The organism is Sulfitobacter alexandrii, assembly GCF_001886735.1.
GTDB lineage: Bacteria > Pseudomonadota > Alphaproteobacteria > Rhodobacterales > Rhodobacteraceae > Sulfitobacter > Sulfitobacter alexandrii.
This window is the reverse complement of sequence record NZ_CP018081.1, coordinates 67,162-82,326: the sequence shown is the minus strand read 5'-3', so window position 1 is coordinate 82,326 and position 15,165 is coordinate 67,162. Positions and strand designations below refer to the sequence as shown.

Below are 15,165 nucleotides of genomic sequence, written 5' to 3'. Positions count from 1 at the left end.
TCACGCCGATACCCTCAACCACGTCTGTTCTTCTTTCCGAAGTTCTACGGTCACGTCCAACGCCCGATCCTGCACGGAAACAGAGGAAGGATGAGCACCCAGAATATCCAACGGCAGCAAGGATCACAACGCAAGCATCCCGCTCCAACACATATGTGCGAAAGAGTGGGGCCGAGAGTTGATAGCGCCCGCCTTGATGAGGCAATATGCAGTGTCAGAGAAAGAAGTGGATGATCAGCGATTTCACCATCCGTTTGTCGCGGTTCGTCGCCGCGCCGCACCGGCTGAGCGTTGCAGACGCCGAGCAGGCCGCGCTTTGCGTTGAGGATACCATAGCCGCCATCTATGGCGGGTGGCATGAACCGGTGGTTCGCCGGCTGGCGGCGCTTGACGCGGGCGGACCGGCAGTCCCGGCAGGAGCTGCTGAAGGTGGCAGTCCCGAACAGGCCGCGTTCCTGAACGCGGTTGCCGGTCATGCGCTCGATTTCGACGATGTCCATACGGTCAGCGTCACCCATCCCAGTGTTGTAATCGTGTCGGCGCTGCTGGCCACCGTGGATGTCCGGCCGGACACGGCCGGCCGCATTGCCCCCGCGCTTGCGGTCGGAACAGCCGTCAATGTCGCGCTCGGTCAGATCCTGGGTTTTGGCCACTACAACAAGGGCTGGCACGCAACGTCGACCATCGGGGTTCTGGCATCGGCGGCAGCGGTCGCGCATCAGCTTGGGCTCGACGACGACGCAGTCCGCAACGCCCTGTCCCTGGCCGCGTCGCTGGCCGGGGGAATGCAGATCAATTTCGGCGCCATGGCGAAACCGATCCAGGCCGGAAACGCCGCCCTTGTCGGATTGCGGGCCACCCGGATGGCCGAGGCCGGCATCACGGGCGCCCCGGACATCTTCGCGGCGCGCGGCTTCTTCGACCTTTATGCCGGCCCGGACGGGATTGCGGCCGACCCCGCAGCGGTGGAACCGCGGATCGATCTGGGCACGGTGTCCCGCAAGCTGTATCCCTGCTGCTACCTCACCCACAGGATGATCGCCGCCGGGCGGCACCTTCACGCCGAACGCGGCGGCGAGGCGGTGCCCGAAGGATCGGTGATTGAAATGACAGTGCCCGAAAGCGTCATGGTCCCGTTGCATGTCACCGACCCCAAAGATGGAATGCAGGCCAAGTTCTGTGCCGCCTATACGCTCGCCGTGGCCCTGCAGCAGGGCCAGGTCGGGCTGGTGGATTTCGAAGGGGACAGCCCCCATCGCCCCGCGGTGCGCCGGCTTATGGACATGGTGCATATCCAAACCATGCCGGAAGCGGGGCGGGATCACGCTGGCGTGGACCATGGGACGGTCCATGTCCGCCTGCGCAAAGGGAACGTAACCCTGGCCGAAACCTCGGTCGCGGCGCACCCCGGCTCTCCCTCGGATCCGGCAACCCCTGCCGCGATCGGCGACAAAATCGCCGATTGCCTCGGAAAATATCGCAGGGACGGGGGCGCGGCGCCCTCTGCCAGTGCGTTCCGCCGGGATCTGCGCACGCGGCTGCATCTGCCGCCACTGCGAGAGGCGTCGGCCCCCGACGGGCAAAAAAACCATGCGCGGCAGGACAAGCCCGTGAAGGAAATGTCCAGCGCCGATCAAACACCGTCTGAAAGGACCGTCTGATGGAATCGATGATTCATGACATGGCAGAGCGACTGTTCCGCGACCATGTCACCCACCGCATGCGCGAAGACGCCGCCTCGGGACAATGCCCCGAGGCGCTCTGGACGCAGATCGAGGAGGCAGGGTTAACCATGGCGCTGGTGCCAGAGGACGCAGGCGGTTTCGGCGTGCCACCGGCCGAGGCGCTCGGTCTTGTGCGTATTGTCGGGGCGCATGGCCTGCCCTTGCCTCTGGCTGAAACCCTGATCGCAAACGCCGTTCTGGCGGCCGCGAATATGGCCCTTCCCGGTGGCAGGCTGACCATCGCCGAAGGCGAAGCGCTGCGGTTGGAACGGCGCGGCAAGAAGATCCATGCGAGCGGGCATCTGACACTGGTGCCCTTTGCCCGCTGGGCGAACCGGATCGTGACCATTGGCGTCCTGGACGGTGTCGATCACGTCCTGTCCCTGCCGGTGAAGGATCTGATCGTTGACCCGGCGCAGGATTTTGCCGGGATGCCACGCGACGACATCGAACTCGATTATACCCTGACAGAGACCGATGTCACCCCCTTGCCACGACCCGTGGGAGGGATGCGCGGGCTTGGTGCACTTATCCGCAGTCTTGCCACCACCGGGGCGATGGAGACCATCCTGAAGATGAGCGTTCAATACGCCAACGACCGGGTGCAGTTCGGACGGCCAATCGGCAGGTTCCAGGCGATCCAGCACAATCTTGCGACAATGGCCGGAGAAACCGCAGCCTCGCGCACGGCCGCCGAGATGGCGGCCGGCAGCTATGACACACCGGCCTTTGCGCTGGCCGTTGCCGCCGCCAAGGCCCGCGCCGGAGAAGCGGCCGAGAAGGTCGGGGCCCTGGCCCACCAGATTCACGGGGCCATCGGTTATACCCAGGAACACGCGCTTCACCATTTCACCAAACGGATTTGGGGCTGGCGTGACGAGTTCGGCACCGAGCTTGACTGGACCAGGGAACTTGGGCGGGCCGCCCTGTCGAGCCCCCACGACACCTTCTGGCATTTCATCACAGACAGCGCTGCAAAAGGGACCCAGGCATGACCCTCACCGCTTTTTCTCCCCCCCCGCCCGGCGCCGACTATGACGACCTCCGGCAAGAGGTCCGCGCGTTCCTGGCCGACGAACTGGCCGATTTCCCGCCCATAAAACGCGCGCAGTCGTGGAATGGGTTCAGCCGTGATTTTTCACGAAAGCTGGCGCAGCGCGGCTGGGTCGGCATGACCTTCCCAAAGGAATACGGCGGCCACGCGCGCAGCGCGCTTGAGCGGTATGTCGTGTCCGAAGAGCTACTGGCCGCCGGTGCCCCGGTGATTTCGCACTGGATCGCAGATCGGCAGAGCGGTCCGCTCATACTTGCCAAGGGCACCGACGATCAGAAACGCCGGATCGTGCCGCGCATCGCCGCGGGCGAACTGTGTTTCTGCATCGGGATGAGCGAGCCGGATTCCGGCTCGGACCTGGCGGCGACGCGCACGATGGCCACCGAGGTCGACGGGGGGTTCCGGATCAACGGCACGAAGGTCTGGACGACCTATGCGCATGTCGCCGATTACATGATCCTGTTCTGCCGCACCGGCAAGAGCGACGACCGCCACGGCGGGATGAGCCAATTTCTGGTCGATCTCAAGGCCACCGACAACATTCAGATCACCCCGATCATCGACTTGGGCGGTGAGCATCATTTCAACCAGGTGGTATTCGACGATACCTTTTTGCCCTCCGATGCGCTGCTGGGCGAAAAGGGCGAGGGCTGGTCGCAGGTCATGAGCGAACTGGCGTTCGAGCGCAGCGGCCCCGAGCGGTTCCTGTCGTCGTTTGCCCTGATCGAGGAACTGATCCGATTGCTGCGCGACGACGCAACCGAAGCGCAGCAGGCCGAGATTGGCCGTTTGTCCGCGCATCTGATGGTGCTGCGGCAGATGTCACGATCGGTGGCCGGAATGTTGAACGAAGGAGAGAACCCGTCACTTCAGGCTGCCATTGTCAAGGATCTGGGAGCGCTTTTCGAACAGGACATTCCGCGCCTGGCCCGAAGTCTTGTGTCGCGCCCGGCGGTGCCTGGCGGGAGCGATAGCTATGCGGCTGTTCTGGCGTATACCGAACTCGCCGTTCCGTCGTTTTCGTTGCGCGGCGGCACACGCGAAATTCTTCGCGGTATCATTGCGCGGGGACTCGGACTGAGATGATCCCGCCTGCGGAATGACAACAACGGCGGGCGGCACACGTCTAGTGCCGGCCGGTTTCCCCAACCTCCGAACGATAGCCGAGTGCTCGGGAGAGCTGTTCAGCGGCCGTTTTGGCAGCGGCAACATATCGCTTCTTGTTACGCTTGGCGCGCTCCAGAGGAGCACCAATCACCAATGCTCCTGCCAAGTGTCCGTCGGCGCGAAAGACCGGAACCCCGAACCCCGCTGCATCTACATGCGCGGTTCCAGCTGTACTGGAATACCCGGTTTTGCGAATCTCCGAAATTAACCCGCGCAGTTCATTTTCATCGGTGATCGAATTAGGCGTCAGCGGCTTTAATTCAGTGCGCCGAAAATAATCGTCCAGTTCCTGCTGCGTGTCAAAGGCCAGCATGACCAGCCCCGATGCCGAACAGAACAATGGCCGGTTGATCCCCTGTTGGGCGACATACCGAACGGGCTGGGGGCTTTCGATGACCGACGAATAAATGACTTTCTCGCCGTCCCGGACAGCAAACAGGATGGTTTCACCGGTCTGGTTAACCACATCATTCATCACCCCGCGCAGGACCGATTCGAACGGGTGGTTGGTCAGAATTGACTGGGCGAACTGAAAAATCCTCGGACCCAGAAAGTAATTGTCTTCCTCGCGCATCAGATACCCCTTCTCGGTGAGGGGCCGAAGCAGCACCAGCAAACTGCTCTTGGGGCAATCAATCGCGATGCTGAGTTCCGAAAGAGACATGTGACGTTTGCAGCGCGCCAAAAGATCGAACAACGCAAGGATACGCGTCAAGGACCGGGGCCCTTCCGATGTGCGCCCGGCGGCTTCGGCTGGGCCAGATTGCGCGGTTTTCATAGTCATGTCTCCAGTGCCGCTATCCGGAACAGCCCTATGCCTTTCCTGGCTCTTTATCCGTCATGCGGGCCTTGATCATCCGCAACGGCGTATACTCCAATACCTGTTCTCCGGTTTGCTTGAACACCTTGTTTCGCGTCCGCACCAATCCGCGGTTCGGACGGCTCTTCGACCGGCGCGATTCTGTTACCTCGACCTCACAATGGATGGTGTCCCCGGCAAATGTGGGCCCCATGACCTTCAGTTCCATGTCCAGAAAGGCAAAGCCGGTATGTTGCATTGTGGATTGGGTCAAGAGCCCTTCCATAAAGGTATAGACCAGCGCACCGGGCGCGGCGAAACCGGGGATATTGGATTCCTTCTCTCGGAAGTCACGATTGATGAACAAGACCTCAAGCATGCCGGTAACACTTACAAAATTCGTGATATCGGTTTCGGTGACGGTGCGGCCAATGGTCCGAAACCTGCGCCCCACTGGCAAATCTTCATAACAAAACCCGAGTCCTACAGTTTCCATTTCGCACAATTCCCTTGATCAGTTCCATTTTCTGAGAGGGTTCGGCCACATCTGTCCTGCGCCCGGAACACGCCCCGGTTCCTTCACGTTAGGCGGCAAGCTCCGCAGCAATCAATCGACTGCCTCGTTTTTGCGGCTTTCACGTCGATTGAGCACATTCTTGATGAATCGCATTCTTCGCTCCAGTGGCCCCTTTTTCCACGCCACAGCACATATGTGGTTTTACGCGGCTGGTGCCGGATAGCGTTTGGGACATACCGAACGCGTACCTTACCTTTTTGTGAACAGGCGCCAAATGCCATGACCCGAAGAGGACCAGCATGAATTTCGGCTTTTCCGACGAACACGATGCCATACGCGACACGCTGGCACGAATGCTGAGCGATCACGCCACTCTCGCGGTGGCGCATGACTGTCTTGAGGCTGCCGACGGGTTCGATTCCGCAACCTGGACCGCCTTGGCGGACGGCGGATGGCTGGGCCTTGCAATTGCCGAAGACTACGGGGGGGCGGCGATGGGGGCGATCGAACTGGCCATTGTCGCCGAAGAGATCGGCCGTAGCCTGGCCGCCATACCTTTTGGCCCGGTTCTTGGCCTGGCGATCCCCGCGATTCAGGACTTGGGCACGCAAAGCCAAAGGGAAAATCTGCTTCCCCGGATCGCCGAAGGCCGCATGATCGTTACCGTCGCGCTTGCCGAGGATGGAGGGTCTGCACCGGAACGGGTCTCGGCAAAAGTGCTGCAGGATCGCCTTTCGGGACGGAAATCGCCAGTTTCGTTCGCATCCGATGCGTCATTCGCGATCGTCGCCGCCCTGGACGAAGGCGGCACCGCGCGCCTTTATCTGGCGGATCTTTCGGACCCCTCGGTGTCGATCAGCGCGCTGGATGCGATCGACCGCACCCGTCCGACGTCCGAGATCGTCTTTCACGACACGCCGGTTGAACTGCTTCCCGGGTCCGATCCCGCAGCGATCCGGACTCTTCTGGACGGCGCCGCAGTGTTGGCCGCCTTCGAACAGATCGGCCTGGCCGAGCGGGCGCTTTTCCTGACCAGAGACTATGCCTGCGAGCGGCAGGCGTTCGGACGCCAGATCGGCAGTTTTCAGGCGGTCAAGCACCGGCTCGCGGACATGTTCGCCAAGATCGAGCTGGCACGGTCCAATGCTTTTTTCGGCGCCTGGGCGCTGGCGAGCGGGGATGAACGGCTGTCCGAAGCGGCGGCGGTAGCACGCCTCGCGGCTCTCGATGCAGTGCAATTCACCACTGAGGAATCGGTGCAGCTTCACGGTGGGATCGGGTTCACCTGGGCGGCCGACCCGCATTTGTTTCTGCGGCGAGGATGGCAGTTGAAGGCCGAACTCGGCCTGGCCGATTTGTGGCGCGAGCGGCTGCTTTGCAATCTGGCGGACGGCCAAAGGGCCGCGAACTGACAAGGACAAAGTGCAGATGGATTTCAGCGACAGCCCGGAAGAAGCCGCGTTCCGCGCCAAGGCGCGCGACTGGCTTGATGCCACCGCGACCCGCCGCAATGGAAGCGAAAAGGCCCAGGACCATTTCATGGCCCGCGACGCCGACGAAGTTGCCCGTGCGCGCGACTGGCAGGCACGAAAGGCCGACGCAGGCTGGGCGGGGCTGACATGGCCCCGTGCTTTCGGTGGGCGTGACGCCACTCCGATCGAGCAAGTGATCTGGAATCAAGAGGAAGGGCGCTACGCCGTCCCGCCCAACGTCTTTCTGATCGGGATCGGGCTGGTCGGGCCTACGGTCATGATCCACGGCACCGAAGACCAGAAAACAAGATTCCTGCCCCGGGCTCTCACGGGCGAAGACATCTGGTGCCAACTTTTTTCCGAACCCGCCGCCGGGTCCGATTTGGCCGGTATCCGCACCCGTGCACGCCGCGAAGACGACGAATGGGTGATCTCCGGTCAGAAGGTTTGGACCTCGGGGGCGCATTATTCCACTCACGGCATCCTGCTGGCGCGCACCGATCCACAGGTGCCCAAGCACAAGGGAATGACCATGTTCCTTGTGGACATGTCCGACCCGGCCATCGAAACCCGTCCTATTCGCCAGATTTCGGGCAGCTCCAGTTTCAACGAAGTGTTCATCGACAACCTGCGCGTGCCAGACAGCGCCCGCTTGGGCGGTGTATCCGAAGGGTGGAAAGTGGCGCTGACCACACTCATGAACGAACGGTTCAGTATTTCCGTCGGCCGGGCCAGTGGCGGTGCGCGGGCCGAGGAATTGATTGATCTGGCTACCCGTGTCGAACGGAACGGTCGCCCGGCCATCGAGGACGACGAGGTGCGCGCGCGCATTGCCGATTTCATCGCGCGTCAACGCGGACTGGAATTCACCTCTTACCGGGTCATGACGTCGCTTTCGCGCGGCCAGGCACCGGGTGAAGAGGGCTCGATCGGCAAGCTGTTGCTGGGCAAGCTGCGGCAGGAAATGGGCGCTTTCGGGATGGATCTGGCGGGAACTTCGGCGGGCATATCAGCCAAGGTCGGGGATGACGTGGCGCGCTGGCGAAACGAATACCTGACCGCGCCGGGCAACCGGATCGCGGGGGGATCGGACGAGATCCAGCGCACGATCATTGGCGAACGCATTCTCGGGCTGCCGCCTGAAATACGCGTCGACAAGGATGTCGCGTTTTCAGAGCTTTGATCTGAATGGGCGCCACCCGGGACCAACGACCAACAAGGAGGAGAATATCATGAAGTTCAAGATAACCGGGATCGCTGCCGCATGCCTGGCAATGGCCACCTCGGCTGGCGCGCAAGACATCGATCTGCCTGACGTGATCGCTTGGTCGGCCTATGACACGGGATCGGCCGGTCATGCGCATTCCATAGCCATCGGCAACATGATGCGCAGCAAATACGGATCGACGGTCCGCGTGCTTCCGGGGCGAAACGACGTCTCGCGGATGACGCCGCTCAAAAACGGGACGGTCGATTATTGCCTGTGCGGCATCGCCTCCTATTTCGCTGCCGAAGGGGTTTTCCTTTTTGCTGCGCCTGAATGGGGCCCGCAGCCGATCCGCGCGGTGCTTCAGGCTGTCGGCGACTACGGTCTGGGTGTCGCCGTCGCGGCCGATGCCGGCATCGAGACGATTACGGACCTCAAGGGCAAACGGGTCGGTCGCGCCGTCAGTTCGCCGGCGATCGATGTCAACATGGAGGGGCTGCTGGCCTTTGCGGACCTGACATGGGACGACGTGGAGGCAGTGGAATTCTCGGGCTATGTGAACACGCTCCAGGGCATTCTCGAAGACCGTGTGGATGCCGCCTTTGCACTGACGACGACCACCGTAAACTACCAGATCGAGTCAAGCCCGCGCGGCCTGAAATGGCTTGAAACACCCGCGGACCAGACAGAAGCATGGGAACGCTACACCAGCGTAACGCCCTTCGTGACACCGCATATGGTGTCTGTGGGGCCGGGCATCGACCCTGCCTCCCCACTGCCCATGGCGCAGTACCCCTATCCGATCCTGGTCACTAACTCCGATCAGGATTCCACCGAGGTGCGCAACATCGTAGCCGCGCTTGACGCAGGGTTCGACGATTACAAGGATGCCGCCCCCGGTGCCAATGCGTATGCGATTGATCGCCAGATCCTGTCTTGGGTGATGCCATGGAGCGATGGCAGCGTTGCCTACTTCAAGGAAAAGGGTCTGTGGACACCGGAAGCCCAGGCAAACCAGGACAAATTGGTGGAACGGCAAGAGGTGCTCTTGCGGGCCTGGGGCACATTTGTCGGGGACGCTCCAGAGGGTGAAGAAGAATTTGCCGCTGCATGGATGAAAGCCCGTGCCGACGCACTGGAAGCGGCCGGCCACGAAGTCTTTTTCCGCTGATGCGACACAGCGCGGCGCCCCACAGGCGCCTTGCACAAAGCAACGCAGCACAAAACTGGAATACGGGCATGGCACAGGAAACACAGGAAGCGCCGGCGCAACCGACCGGTATGGGCACCCTGCCCGCGTTTGTTCGCTGGTCGCTCGTCGTCTCGGCGCTGCTTTTGACCGCGGCGTCGGTCAACCATCTGTTCAATCTGGGCTTCTTCATGAACGTCCGGTTGCTTGAAATTCACTACCTCTACGTGATGCTTCTGCTGACGCTGCCACTGGTGTTCCTTGTCTTTCCCTGTTCAAAGTCAGATCCTTACGGATCGACGCGATGGTGGGATTACTTTCTGGCCCTGCTGGCCCTGATCACCTGCGCCTTCTTTGCCTACTACGGGCGCAGCGTGGTGAACAAAGGGTGGGATTTCGCCGCTCCTCTTAATGCCGTGATCGCCAGCTTCGCCTTCTGGTTCCTGCTGCTCGTGGCCGCGCGCCGCACCGGCGGCTGGACGCTGTTCGCGGTAATCCTGGTATTTTCCATCTACCCCATGATCGCCAACTATGCGCCCGGCCCGATCCAGGGCTTCCAGCGCTCGCCCGTCGAAACGGCGATCTTCCACGCGATGAGCGGCGAAAGTGTGCTGGGCATACCGATGCGCAGCTTTGTCAATCTTGTCGTGGGGTTCATGATCTTCGGCGTTGCGATGCAACATACCGGCGCAGGTCCGTTTTTTATCGACATCGCCTTTGCCGCGCTCGGAAATGTCCGGGGCGGGCCGGCCAAGGTAGGAGTTCTGACCAGCGGGCTGACCGGTTCGATGAGCGGCAGCGTGATCACCAATGTGCTGACGACCGGATCAATTACCATTCCAGCGATGAAAAAGGTGGGGTTCAGGCCCACTTATGCGGCGGGGATCGAAGCGGCGGCGTCGACGGGGGCGGTGCTGATGCCCCCTATCATGGGCGCCACGGCCTTTGTCATGGCGACATTCCTGGCGACCGACTACACCAACATCGTTGTGGCGGCGGTGCTTCCTTCGCTGTTCTACTTTTTCGGCCTGTTCGCACAAATCGACGCATACTCGGCGCGCAACGGACTGAAAGGCGTTCCGCGCGCCGACCTTCCCAGGATCGGCAAGGTGCTGCGCGAAGGCTGGTACTTTCTCGCCGTCTTCGGGCTGCTGATCTGGATGTTGCTCTACCTCAAGCGCGAGGCGATCGCTCCATTCTATGCGACCGCGCTGCTTCTTGTCCTGAACCAGCTGCTCTCAAAATCACGCTGGGGGCGAAAGGAGCTGATGAATTTTCTGATCGCCACGGGACAGTTGTTCGTCGAACTTGTTGCCATTCTTGCGGCGGTCGGGCTGATCGTCGGCGGACTGGCGGTGACCGGGATGTCCGGGACGATCTCGAACGATCTGCTGTTCATCGCGGGCGGCAACATCTTTCTGCTTCTGCTGCTGGGGGCTTTGACCAGTTTCATTCTTGGAATGGGCATGACCGTGACCGCCGCCTATGTGATTCTGGCGGTGTCGCTGGCACCCGCCCTGGTCGCCGGCGGGCTCGATCCGATCGGCGTCCATTTATTTATCCTTTACTGGAGCATGCTGAGCTATATCACCCCCCCGTCGCGCTCGCGGCTTTCGCCGCGGCGGCCATCGCCCAGGCCAAACCCTTTGCGACGGCCTTCGAAGCGATGAAGCTTGGAAGCATCGTCTATATAATTCCCTTCTTCTTCGTCCTTGATCCGGCGTTCATCCTGCAAGCCGGTCCACTCGAAAGCCTGCTTACGGTTCTGCGCGCCGGTCTCGGCATTCTGCTGATCTGCGCCGGTATTCAGGGGTATCTGTTTGGCGTCGGGCGGATCGAAACCGGACTGCCAGGAACAATCGCCCGCGTCCTTCTTGGTATTGCCGGTCTGGCCTTCGCCTTTCCCTCGAACGCGGGTCTGGCGGTTCCGATCCTCGGCGCGGTGGGCGCAGGTGCCGCTATGGCGGCAGTGGCTGTCGCTTTGGTGATGGTCTCGGCCAAGCAGGAGACAGCGTAATATGAGCGCACAAGACGGCAGACCGGACATCCCCGCCCCGTTCAACGCATTGCTCGGCGTGCGCTTCGTCTCGTGGTCCGATGGCAAAGCCGAGCTGCGGTTGGCCATCGGACGCGATCACCTGAACGGCGCTTTTTCGGTGCATGGCGGTGTCTACGCGACCATGCTGGACAACGCGGTCACCTTTTGCGCGGCCTACGCGGGGGATGGCCGCCCAGGTCATCGCTGCCTTACGCTTTCGCTTACCACCAGTTTCGTCGCCCCGGCGACCGAAGGAGACACGCTGACGGCCCGCGCGCGCATTGTCGGGGGCGGACGCAAACTGGTTTTTGTACAGGGCGAGATCTTCAATCAGGACGGGCACCATCTGGCCCATGGCGATGCCGTGATCAAGCGGCTCGCACCACCGTCGTGACCACCTGAGTGAACCGATGGTGAGCGAGACCAAACAAACGAAGGACAAAAGGAGACAGAAATGATCAACCCGATGGCATTGGACAATCAAGTGGTTATCGTCACAGGCGCCGGACAGGGTATCGGCCGCGGTGTGGCGGCGCTGTCGGCAGAGCTGGGCGCCAAGGTCGTGGTGAACGATCTGAACGAGGACGGCGTCAAGGAAACCGCCGAACAGATCGGTGGCAATGCCCGCGCCATCGTGGGGAATGTGGCCGACCCGGACTTTCCCGGGAAGCTCGTGAAATTCGCCTTCGACGAATTCGGCGACATCAACGGGCTTGTGAACAACGCCGGGATCGTGCGCGCCGCGATGATCCACAAGATGGACCGGGCCACCTGGCAACAGGTCATCGACGTGAACCTCACCGGTGTCTTCGCCTGCCTTCAGGCCGTGGGGACCTATTACAAGGACCGGGTCGAAAAAGACCCCGAAAGCGCCGCGCGCCGTGCCATCGTGAATATCTCATCCGATGCCGGGCGTCGCGGCACCATCGGTCAGATCAATTATGGCGCGGCAAAATCCGGGGTTCTGGGCCTGACAATGAGCGCCGCGCGTGAATGGGGCCGTTACCGCATCAACGTCAATTCAGTCTGTTTCGGAATGGTCGAGACACCAATGACTGAGACCATCCGCTCTGAAAAATTCGCCGACAGGTATATGGCGCAGATTCCGATGGGACGGATGAGCACCCCTGAAGAAGTCGCGCAGCCCGTCTGTTTCCTGTTGTCCAACGCGGCATCCTATATCACCGGCCAGCACCTGAGCGTGAACGGTGGCTTCCACATCGGGTTCTGAGATGGCCGGCATTGGACAAGGCCCAGGGCCGGACGCCGTCTTCGCCGCGAAGCTGGCCGAGGGCGTCTTCGAGATTCAGAAATGTGGCGGCTGCGGCACCCATGTATTCCATCCGCGCGTGATCTGTCCGGCCTGCGGCAGCGCGGATCTGGGATGGTTCGCGCCAACCGGGAGGGGCACCGTCTATGCGCGAACGGTCGTGCGCCGAAAACCGGAACGAGGCGGCGATTACAACGTGGTTCTGGTGGACCTGGAGGAAGGGGTACGAATGATGTCGCGCATCGACGGTATCGCGCATGACCAGATTGTCGCCGGGCTGAAAGTAACCGCGTCGATCGGCGAAGGCGCCGAAGGTGACCCCGCCGTGGTTTTCCGGCCAGAAGGAGAAGCAAATTGAGTTTACGGGGAAAAGCCGCCATCGTCGGTGCAGCGCTGGCAGGCTGCGGCGAGGCCCATGGCAAAAGCTCGATGGAGATCACAATCGAGGGGGTGCACGGCGCGCTTGCCGATGCGGGGATCGCACTTGGCGAGGTCGATGCCGTTGCCACCTGCCAGCCGCTGGATATGCTGTCGGGTCTTACACTGGCGCAGGAATTGGGCTTGAACCCCAGGTTCACGATGAACAACCGCATGGGCGGCTCGTCGTTCCTGTCGCACACGCTCTGGGCCGCGATGCTGCTCGAATTGCGGCTCGCTGATACCGTGTTGATCTGCTACGGATCGAACCAGCGCACCGCCTCGGGCAAGCTGATGACTGCGCTTGGCCTGCCGACCTACGAGGCCCCCTACCGACCGTTGTTCCCGCTGTCGTCCTATGCGCTGGCCACAGACCGTCACATGACGCAATTCGGCACAACGCGCGAACAGCTGGCCGACGTGGCGGTGGCGGCCCGGGCCTGGGCCCAAAAGAACCCCGACGCTTTCATGCGCGATCCTCTGACGCGCGAGGATGTCATCGCCTCGCGGCCGGTTTCCGACCCTCTGCGGGTGCGCGACTGCTGCCTTGTGACCGATGGCGGTGGCGCGATTGTGATGCGCCGGGCCGAGACGGCCAAGGATCACCCCAGACCTCCGGTGTATTTGCTGGGCGGCGGCGAGGGCACGACGCACCGCGACATCTCCGAAATGGCGGACCTGACCGTGACCGGCGCTGCGCAATCAGGGCGAACGGCCATGGACATGGCGGGTGTCAAACCCGCGGACATCGACGTGGTCCAGCTCTACGACGCGTTCACCATCAATGTGATCCTTTTTCTAGAAGATCTGGGCTTTTGCAAGAAAGGCGAAGGCGGTGCGTTTGTGGCGAACGGCGGCATCGCGCCTGGCGGCCACCTGCCGGTCAATACCAATGGTGGCGGCCTGTCATGCGTGCATCCCGGGATGTACGGCATCTTCACGCTGGTCGAGGCGGTGCGGCAACTGCGCGGCGATGCTGGCGATCGCCAGATCGGCAGTGCCGAACTGGCCCTGGCCCACGGCAACGGCGGTGTCCTGTCCAGCCAGGTGACGAATATCCTGGGCACCGAAGCCACCCTCTGAACAGACGAAGGAAGCAATGAAGCGGCCCTTCTTGCGAAGGGCCGCTGTGTATTCAGGCCTGAAACGGCTCAGTTCGGGTAGGTTGCGAAGTCGATCTTGGAATAAATCTCCTGACGCAGAAGGTCTGCATAAGGCTGATGATTGTCCCGGATCGGTTGCAGCGGCTCAACCAGACCGTGCCATTTCTCGATCAGCTCGCGATAGGTTGCGATCAGCGGTTCCGGATCTTCGATGCCGCGTTCCTCGCGCGAGATGCGGGCGATCTCTTCAAGATCGGCGGTGCGGAAATCAATGAGATCCTGAAGAAACTCAGGCGACGGCTGGTGTACCTGCAGGCCAAGCCCACCCGCCTCTTTCAGCACGTCGAGATCGTCGGTTTCGTAGTACACCTCGGTCTGCGCCACGGCCTCGGGTATGTTCTTGACGAATTGCTCGCGTTGCTCCGGCGAAAGTGAGATCCAGAATTTCGGGCCGGCGGCAAAGATCGAACCGGAATGATAGGTGCCCAACGGCAACTCCGTCAGGTGCTTGGCAACCTCGATCAGACTGTGCCCCTTGAGCGCACCGACCGGCTGCACCGCAGCGGTGACGACACCGTGGCTCATCGTGTCGTACATCTCGCTCGACGGCACGTTTACCGGCTCTGCCCCAAGGCGTGTCGCCCAGCGGTCCCAGACCGACCCGCCCGTGCGCAGCTTGACCCCTTGCATATCGCTGATTTCGACGATCGGCTTGGTGGTCAGCAATACATAAGGCGCAGTGCTGATCCCGCTCAGCGCCACCATGCCGTTCTTTGCGAACTCGTCCTTGCACGGCTGGCAGTGCAGCATCACGAATTCGCTGGTCGCGCCGGCCATGGCATAGTGGTCCTCGCCCAAAAGAGCGAGATCGGCGACGAGCTGCGCATAGGGCATTTCCGACCTGAAATAGGTCAACGCCAGCAGACCTACATCGGCGACGCCGTCGCGCAGGCCGGACAGTGTTGGCTTGGGGCCAAGCAAGGCGCCGCCGGCAAACAGCTTGAAGTCGAAGGCATCCGGAAATTCAGATTCGGTCATTTCGGCAAAGGCGGCATGGCCACGCGATGTCGCGTGATTGGGTGACGTCCAGTTGGATATAGTCACCCGCTTTTCGGCCAGGGCCGGTGTCGCCGCTAGAACGGTCGTCGCCGCCAGCGCGGCAAACGCATTGGTCAGTTTCATGTGGTCTCCTCCTCTTTTTCAAGACC

Annotated in this window: 15 protein-coding genes; 12 read left to right on the top strand and 3 right to left on the bottom strand. The window is 61.7% G+C overall.

Translation table 11 applies throughout. The annotated features are described in order from the left end of the window. The first annotated feature begins 230 nt into the window (after positions 1 to 230). From BOO69_RS21505 to BOO69_RS21495, 3 genes are read left to right on the top strand one after another with little or no spacing between them, the layout of a single operon-like run. Positions 231 to 1,661, top strand: coding sequence for an MmgE/PrpD family protein (locus BOO69_RS21505; RefSeq protein WP_027264346.1), 1,431 nt, complete (start codon positions 231 to 233; stop codon positions 1,659 to 1,661). Beyond that, positions 1,661 to 2,719, top strand: coding sequence for an acyl-CoA dehydrogenase family protein (locus BOO69_RS21500; protein ID WP_027264345.1), 1,059 nt, complete (start codon positions 1,661 to 1,663; stop codon positions 2,717 to 2,719). Before BOO69_RS21505 ends, BOO69_RS21500 begins: the two co-directional genes overlap by 1 nt. Beyond that, entirely contained in the window at positions 2,716 to 3,864 is a 1,149-nt protein-coding gene (locus BOO69_RS21495) for an acyl-CoA dehydrogenase family protein (RefSeq protein ID WP_027264344.1), read from the top strand. The genes BOO69_RS21500 and BOO69_RS21495 overlap by 4 nt, the downstream gene beginning before the upstream one ends. A gap of 40 nt (positions 3,865 to 3,904) precedes the next feature. Here BOO69_RS21495 and BOO69_RS21490 read toward each other — a convergent pair whose 3' ends face one another. Together BOO69_RS21490 and BOO69_RS21485 are read right to left on the bottom strand one after the other, a co-directional pair. Further along, on the bottom strand, positions 3,905 to 4,660 hold the full coding sequence (locus BOO69_RS21490) for an IclR family transcriptional regulator (protein ID WP_237267661.1): 756 nt from the start codon (positions 4,658 to 4,660) through the stop codon (positions 3,905 to 3,907). 97 nt (positions 4,661 to 4,757) lie between these two features. After that, the gene (locus BOO69_RS21485) at positions 4,758 to 5,240 is read right to left on the bottom strand and encodes a MaoC family dehydratase (protein ID WP_036051571.1); all 483 of its coding nucleotides are present in this window, start codon (positions 5,238 to 5,240) and stop codon (positions 4,758 to 4,760) included. Positions 5,241 to 5,560: 320 nt separating this feature from the next. On the opposite strand from BOO69_RS21485, the gene BOO69_RS21480 reads away from it, so the two are divergent. The 9 genes from BOO69_RS21480 to BOO69_RS21445 all read left to right on the top strand — a co-directional run bounded on the left by BOO69_RS21480 (position 5,561) and on the right by BOO69_RS21445 (position 13,937). Then, positions 5,561 to 6,673 (top strand): acyl-CoA dehydrogenase family protein, encoded by a 1,113-nt coding sequence (locus BOO69_RS21480; protein WP_027264341.1) that lies wholly within the window; start codon positions 5,561 to 5,563, stop codon positions 6,671 to 6,673. Positions 6,674 to 6,689: 16 nt separating this feature from the next. Beyond that, entirely contained in the window at positions 6,690 to 7,916 is a 1,227-nt protein-coding gene (locus BOO69_RS21475; protein ID WP_027264340.1) for an acyl-CoA dehydrogenase family protein, read from the top strand. Continuing rightward, positions 7,894 to 9,111 carry a TAXI family TRAP transporter solute-binding subunit gene (locus BOO69_RS21470; RefSeq protein ID WP_237267660.1) on the top strand — a complete coding sequence of 406 codons (1,218 nt, stop codon included), beginning with the start codon at positions 7,894 to 7,896 and terminating at the stop codon, positions 9,109 to 9,111. Before BOO69_RS21475 ends, BOO69_RS21470 begins: the two co-directional genes overlap by 23 nt. Positions 9,112 to 9,179: 68 nt before the next feature. Next, positions 9,180 to 10,799 (top strand): TRAP transporter permease, encoded by a 1,620-nt coding sequence (locus BOO69_RS21465; protein WP_237267659.1) that lies wholly within the window; start codon positions 9,180 to 9,182, stop codon positions 10,797 to 10,799. Then, the gene (locus tag BOO69_RS23495; RefSeq protein WP_237267658.1) at positions 10,796 to 11,146 is read left to right on the top strand and encodes a hypothetical protein; all 351 of its coding nucleotides are present in this window, start codon (positions 10,796 to 10,798) and stop codon (positions 11,144 to 11,146) included. Before BOO69_RS21465 ends, BOO69_RS23495 begins: the two co-directional genes overlap by 4 nt. 1 nt (position 11,147) lies before the next feature. Continuing rightward, the gene (locus tag BOO69_RS21460; protein WP_036051569.1) at positions 11,148 to 11,561 is read left to right on the top strand and encodes a PaaI family thioesterase; all 414 of its coding nucleotides are present in this window, start codon (positions 11,148 to 11,150) and stop codon (positions 11,559 to 11,561) included. A gap of 60 nt (positions 11,562 to 11,621) precedes the next feature. Continuing rightward, positions 11,622 to 12,398 carry an SDR family NAD(P)-dependent oxidoreductase gene (locus BOO69_RS21455; RefSeq protein WP_027264336.1) on the top strand — a complete coding sequence of 259 codons (777 nt, stop codon included), beginning with the start codon at positions 11,622 to 11,624 and terminating at the stop codon, positions 12,396 to 12,398. A 1-nt stretch (position 12,399) separates the two neighbouring features. After that, positions 12,400 to 12,795, top strand: coding sequence for a Zn-ribbon domain-containing OB-fold protein (locus BOO69_RS21450; protein ID WP_027264335.1), 396 nt, complete (start codon positions 12,400 to 12,402; stop codon positions 12,793 to 12,795). After that, entirely contained in the window at positions 12,792 to 13,937 is a 1,146-nt protein-coding gene (locus tag BOO69_RS21445; protein WP_027264334.1) for a thiolase, read from the top strand. Before BOO69_RS21450 ends, BOO69_RS21445 begins: the two co-directional genes overlap by 4 nt. A 68-nt stretch (positions 13,938 to 14,005) precedes the next feature. On the opposite strand, the gene BOO69_RS21440 is transcribed toward BOO69_RS21445, so the two are convergent. After that, positions 14,006 to 15,139: a C4-dicarboxylate TRAP transporter substrate-binding protein gene (locus BOO69_RS21440; RefSeq protein ID WP_027264333.1), complete on the bottom strand. Its 1,134-nt coding sequence runs from the start codon at positions 15,137 to 15,139 to the stop codon at positions 14,006 to 14,008. Between the last annotated feature and the right edge of the window lie 26 nt (positions 15,140 to 15,165).

Bases quoted from the DNA above. Each gene is read 5' to 3' on its own strand.
- BOO69_RS21480 (WP_027264341.1), top strand. From the start codon at position 5,561: ATGAATTTCGGCTTTTCCGACGAACACGATGCCATACGCGACACGCTG.
- BOO69_RS21485 (WP_036051571.1), bottom strand. From the start codon at position 5,240: ATGGAAACTGTAGGACTCGGGTTTTGTTATGAAGATTTGCCAGTGGGG.
- BOO69_RS21500 (WP_027264345.1), top strand. From the start codon at position 1,661: ATGGAATCGATGATTCATGACATGGCAGAGCGACTGTTCCGCGACCAT.
- BOO69_RS21470 (WP_237267660.1), top strand. From the start codon at position 7,894: ATGTCGCGTTTTCAGAGCTTTGATCTGAATGGGCGCCACCCGGGACCA.
- BOO69_RS21460 (WP_036051569.1), top strand. From the start codon at position 11,148: ATGAGCGCACAAGACGGCAGACCGGACATCCCCGCCCCGTTCAACGCA.
- BOO69_RS23495 (WP_237267658.1), top strand. From the start codon at position 10,796: ATGAAGCTTGGAAGCATCGTCTATATAATTCCCTTCTTCTTCGTCCTT.
- BOO69_RS21475 (WP_027264340.1), top strand. From the start codon at position 6,690: ATGGATTTCAGCGACAGCCCGGAAGAAGCCGCGTTCCGCGCCAAGGCG.
- BOO69_RS21440 (WP_027264333.1), bottom strand. From the start codon at position 15,139: ATGAAACTGACCAATGCGTTTGCCGCGCTGGCGGCGACGACCGTTCTA.
- BOO69_RS21465 (WP_237267659.1), top strand. From the start codon at position 9,180: ATGGCACAGGAAACACAGGAAGCGCCGGCGCAACCGACCGGTATGGGC.
- BOO69_RS21450 (WP_027264335.1), top strand. From the start codon at position 12,400: ATGGCCGGCATTGGACAAGGCCCAGGGCCGGACGCCGTCTTCGCCGCG.
- BOO69_RS21505 (WP_027264346.1), top strand. From the start codon at position 231: ATGATCAGCGATTTCACCATCCGTTTGTCGCGGTTCGTCGCCGCGCCG.
- BOO69_RS21455 (WP_027264336.1), top strand. From the start codon at position 11,622: ATGATCAACCCGATGGCATTGGACAATCAAGTGGTTATCGTCACAGGC.
- BOO69_RS21495 (WP_027264344.1), top strand. From the start codon at position 2,716: ATGACCCTCACCGCTTTTTCTCCCCCCCCGCCCGGCGCCGACTATGAC.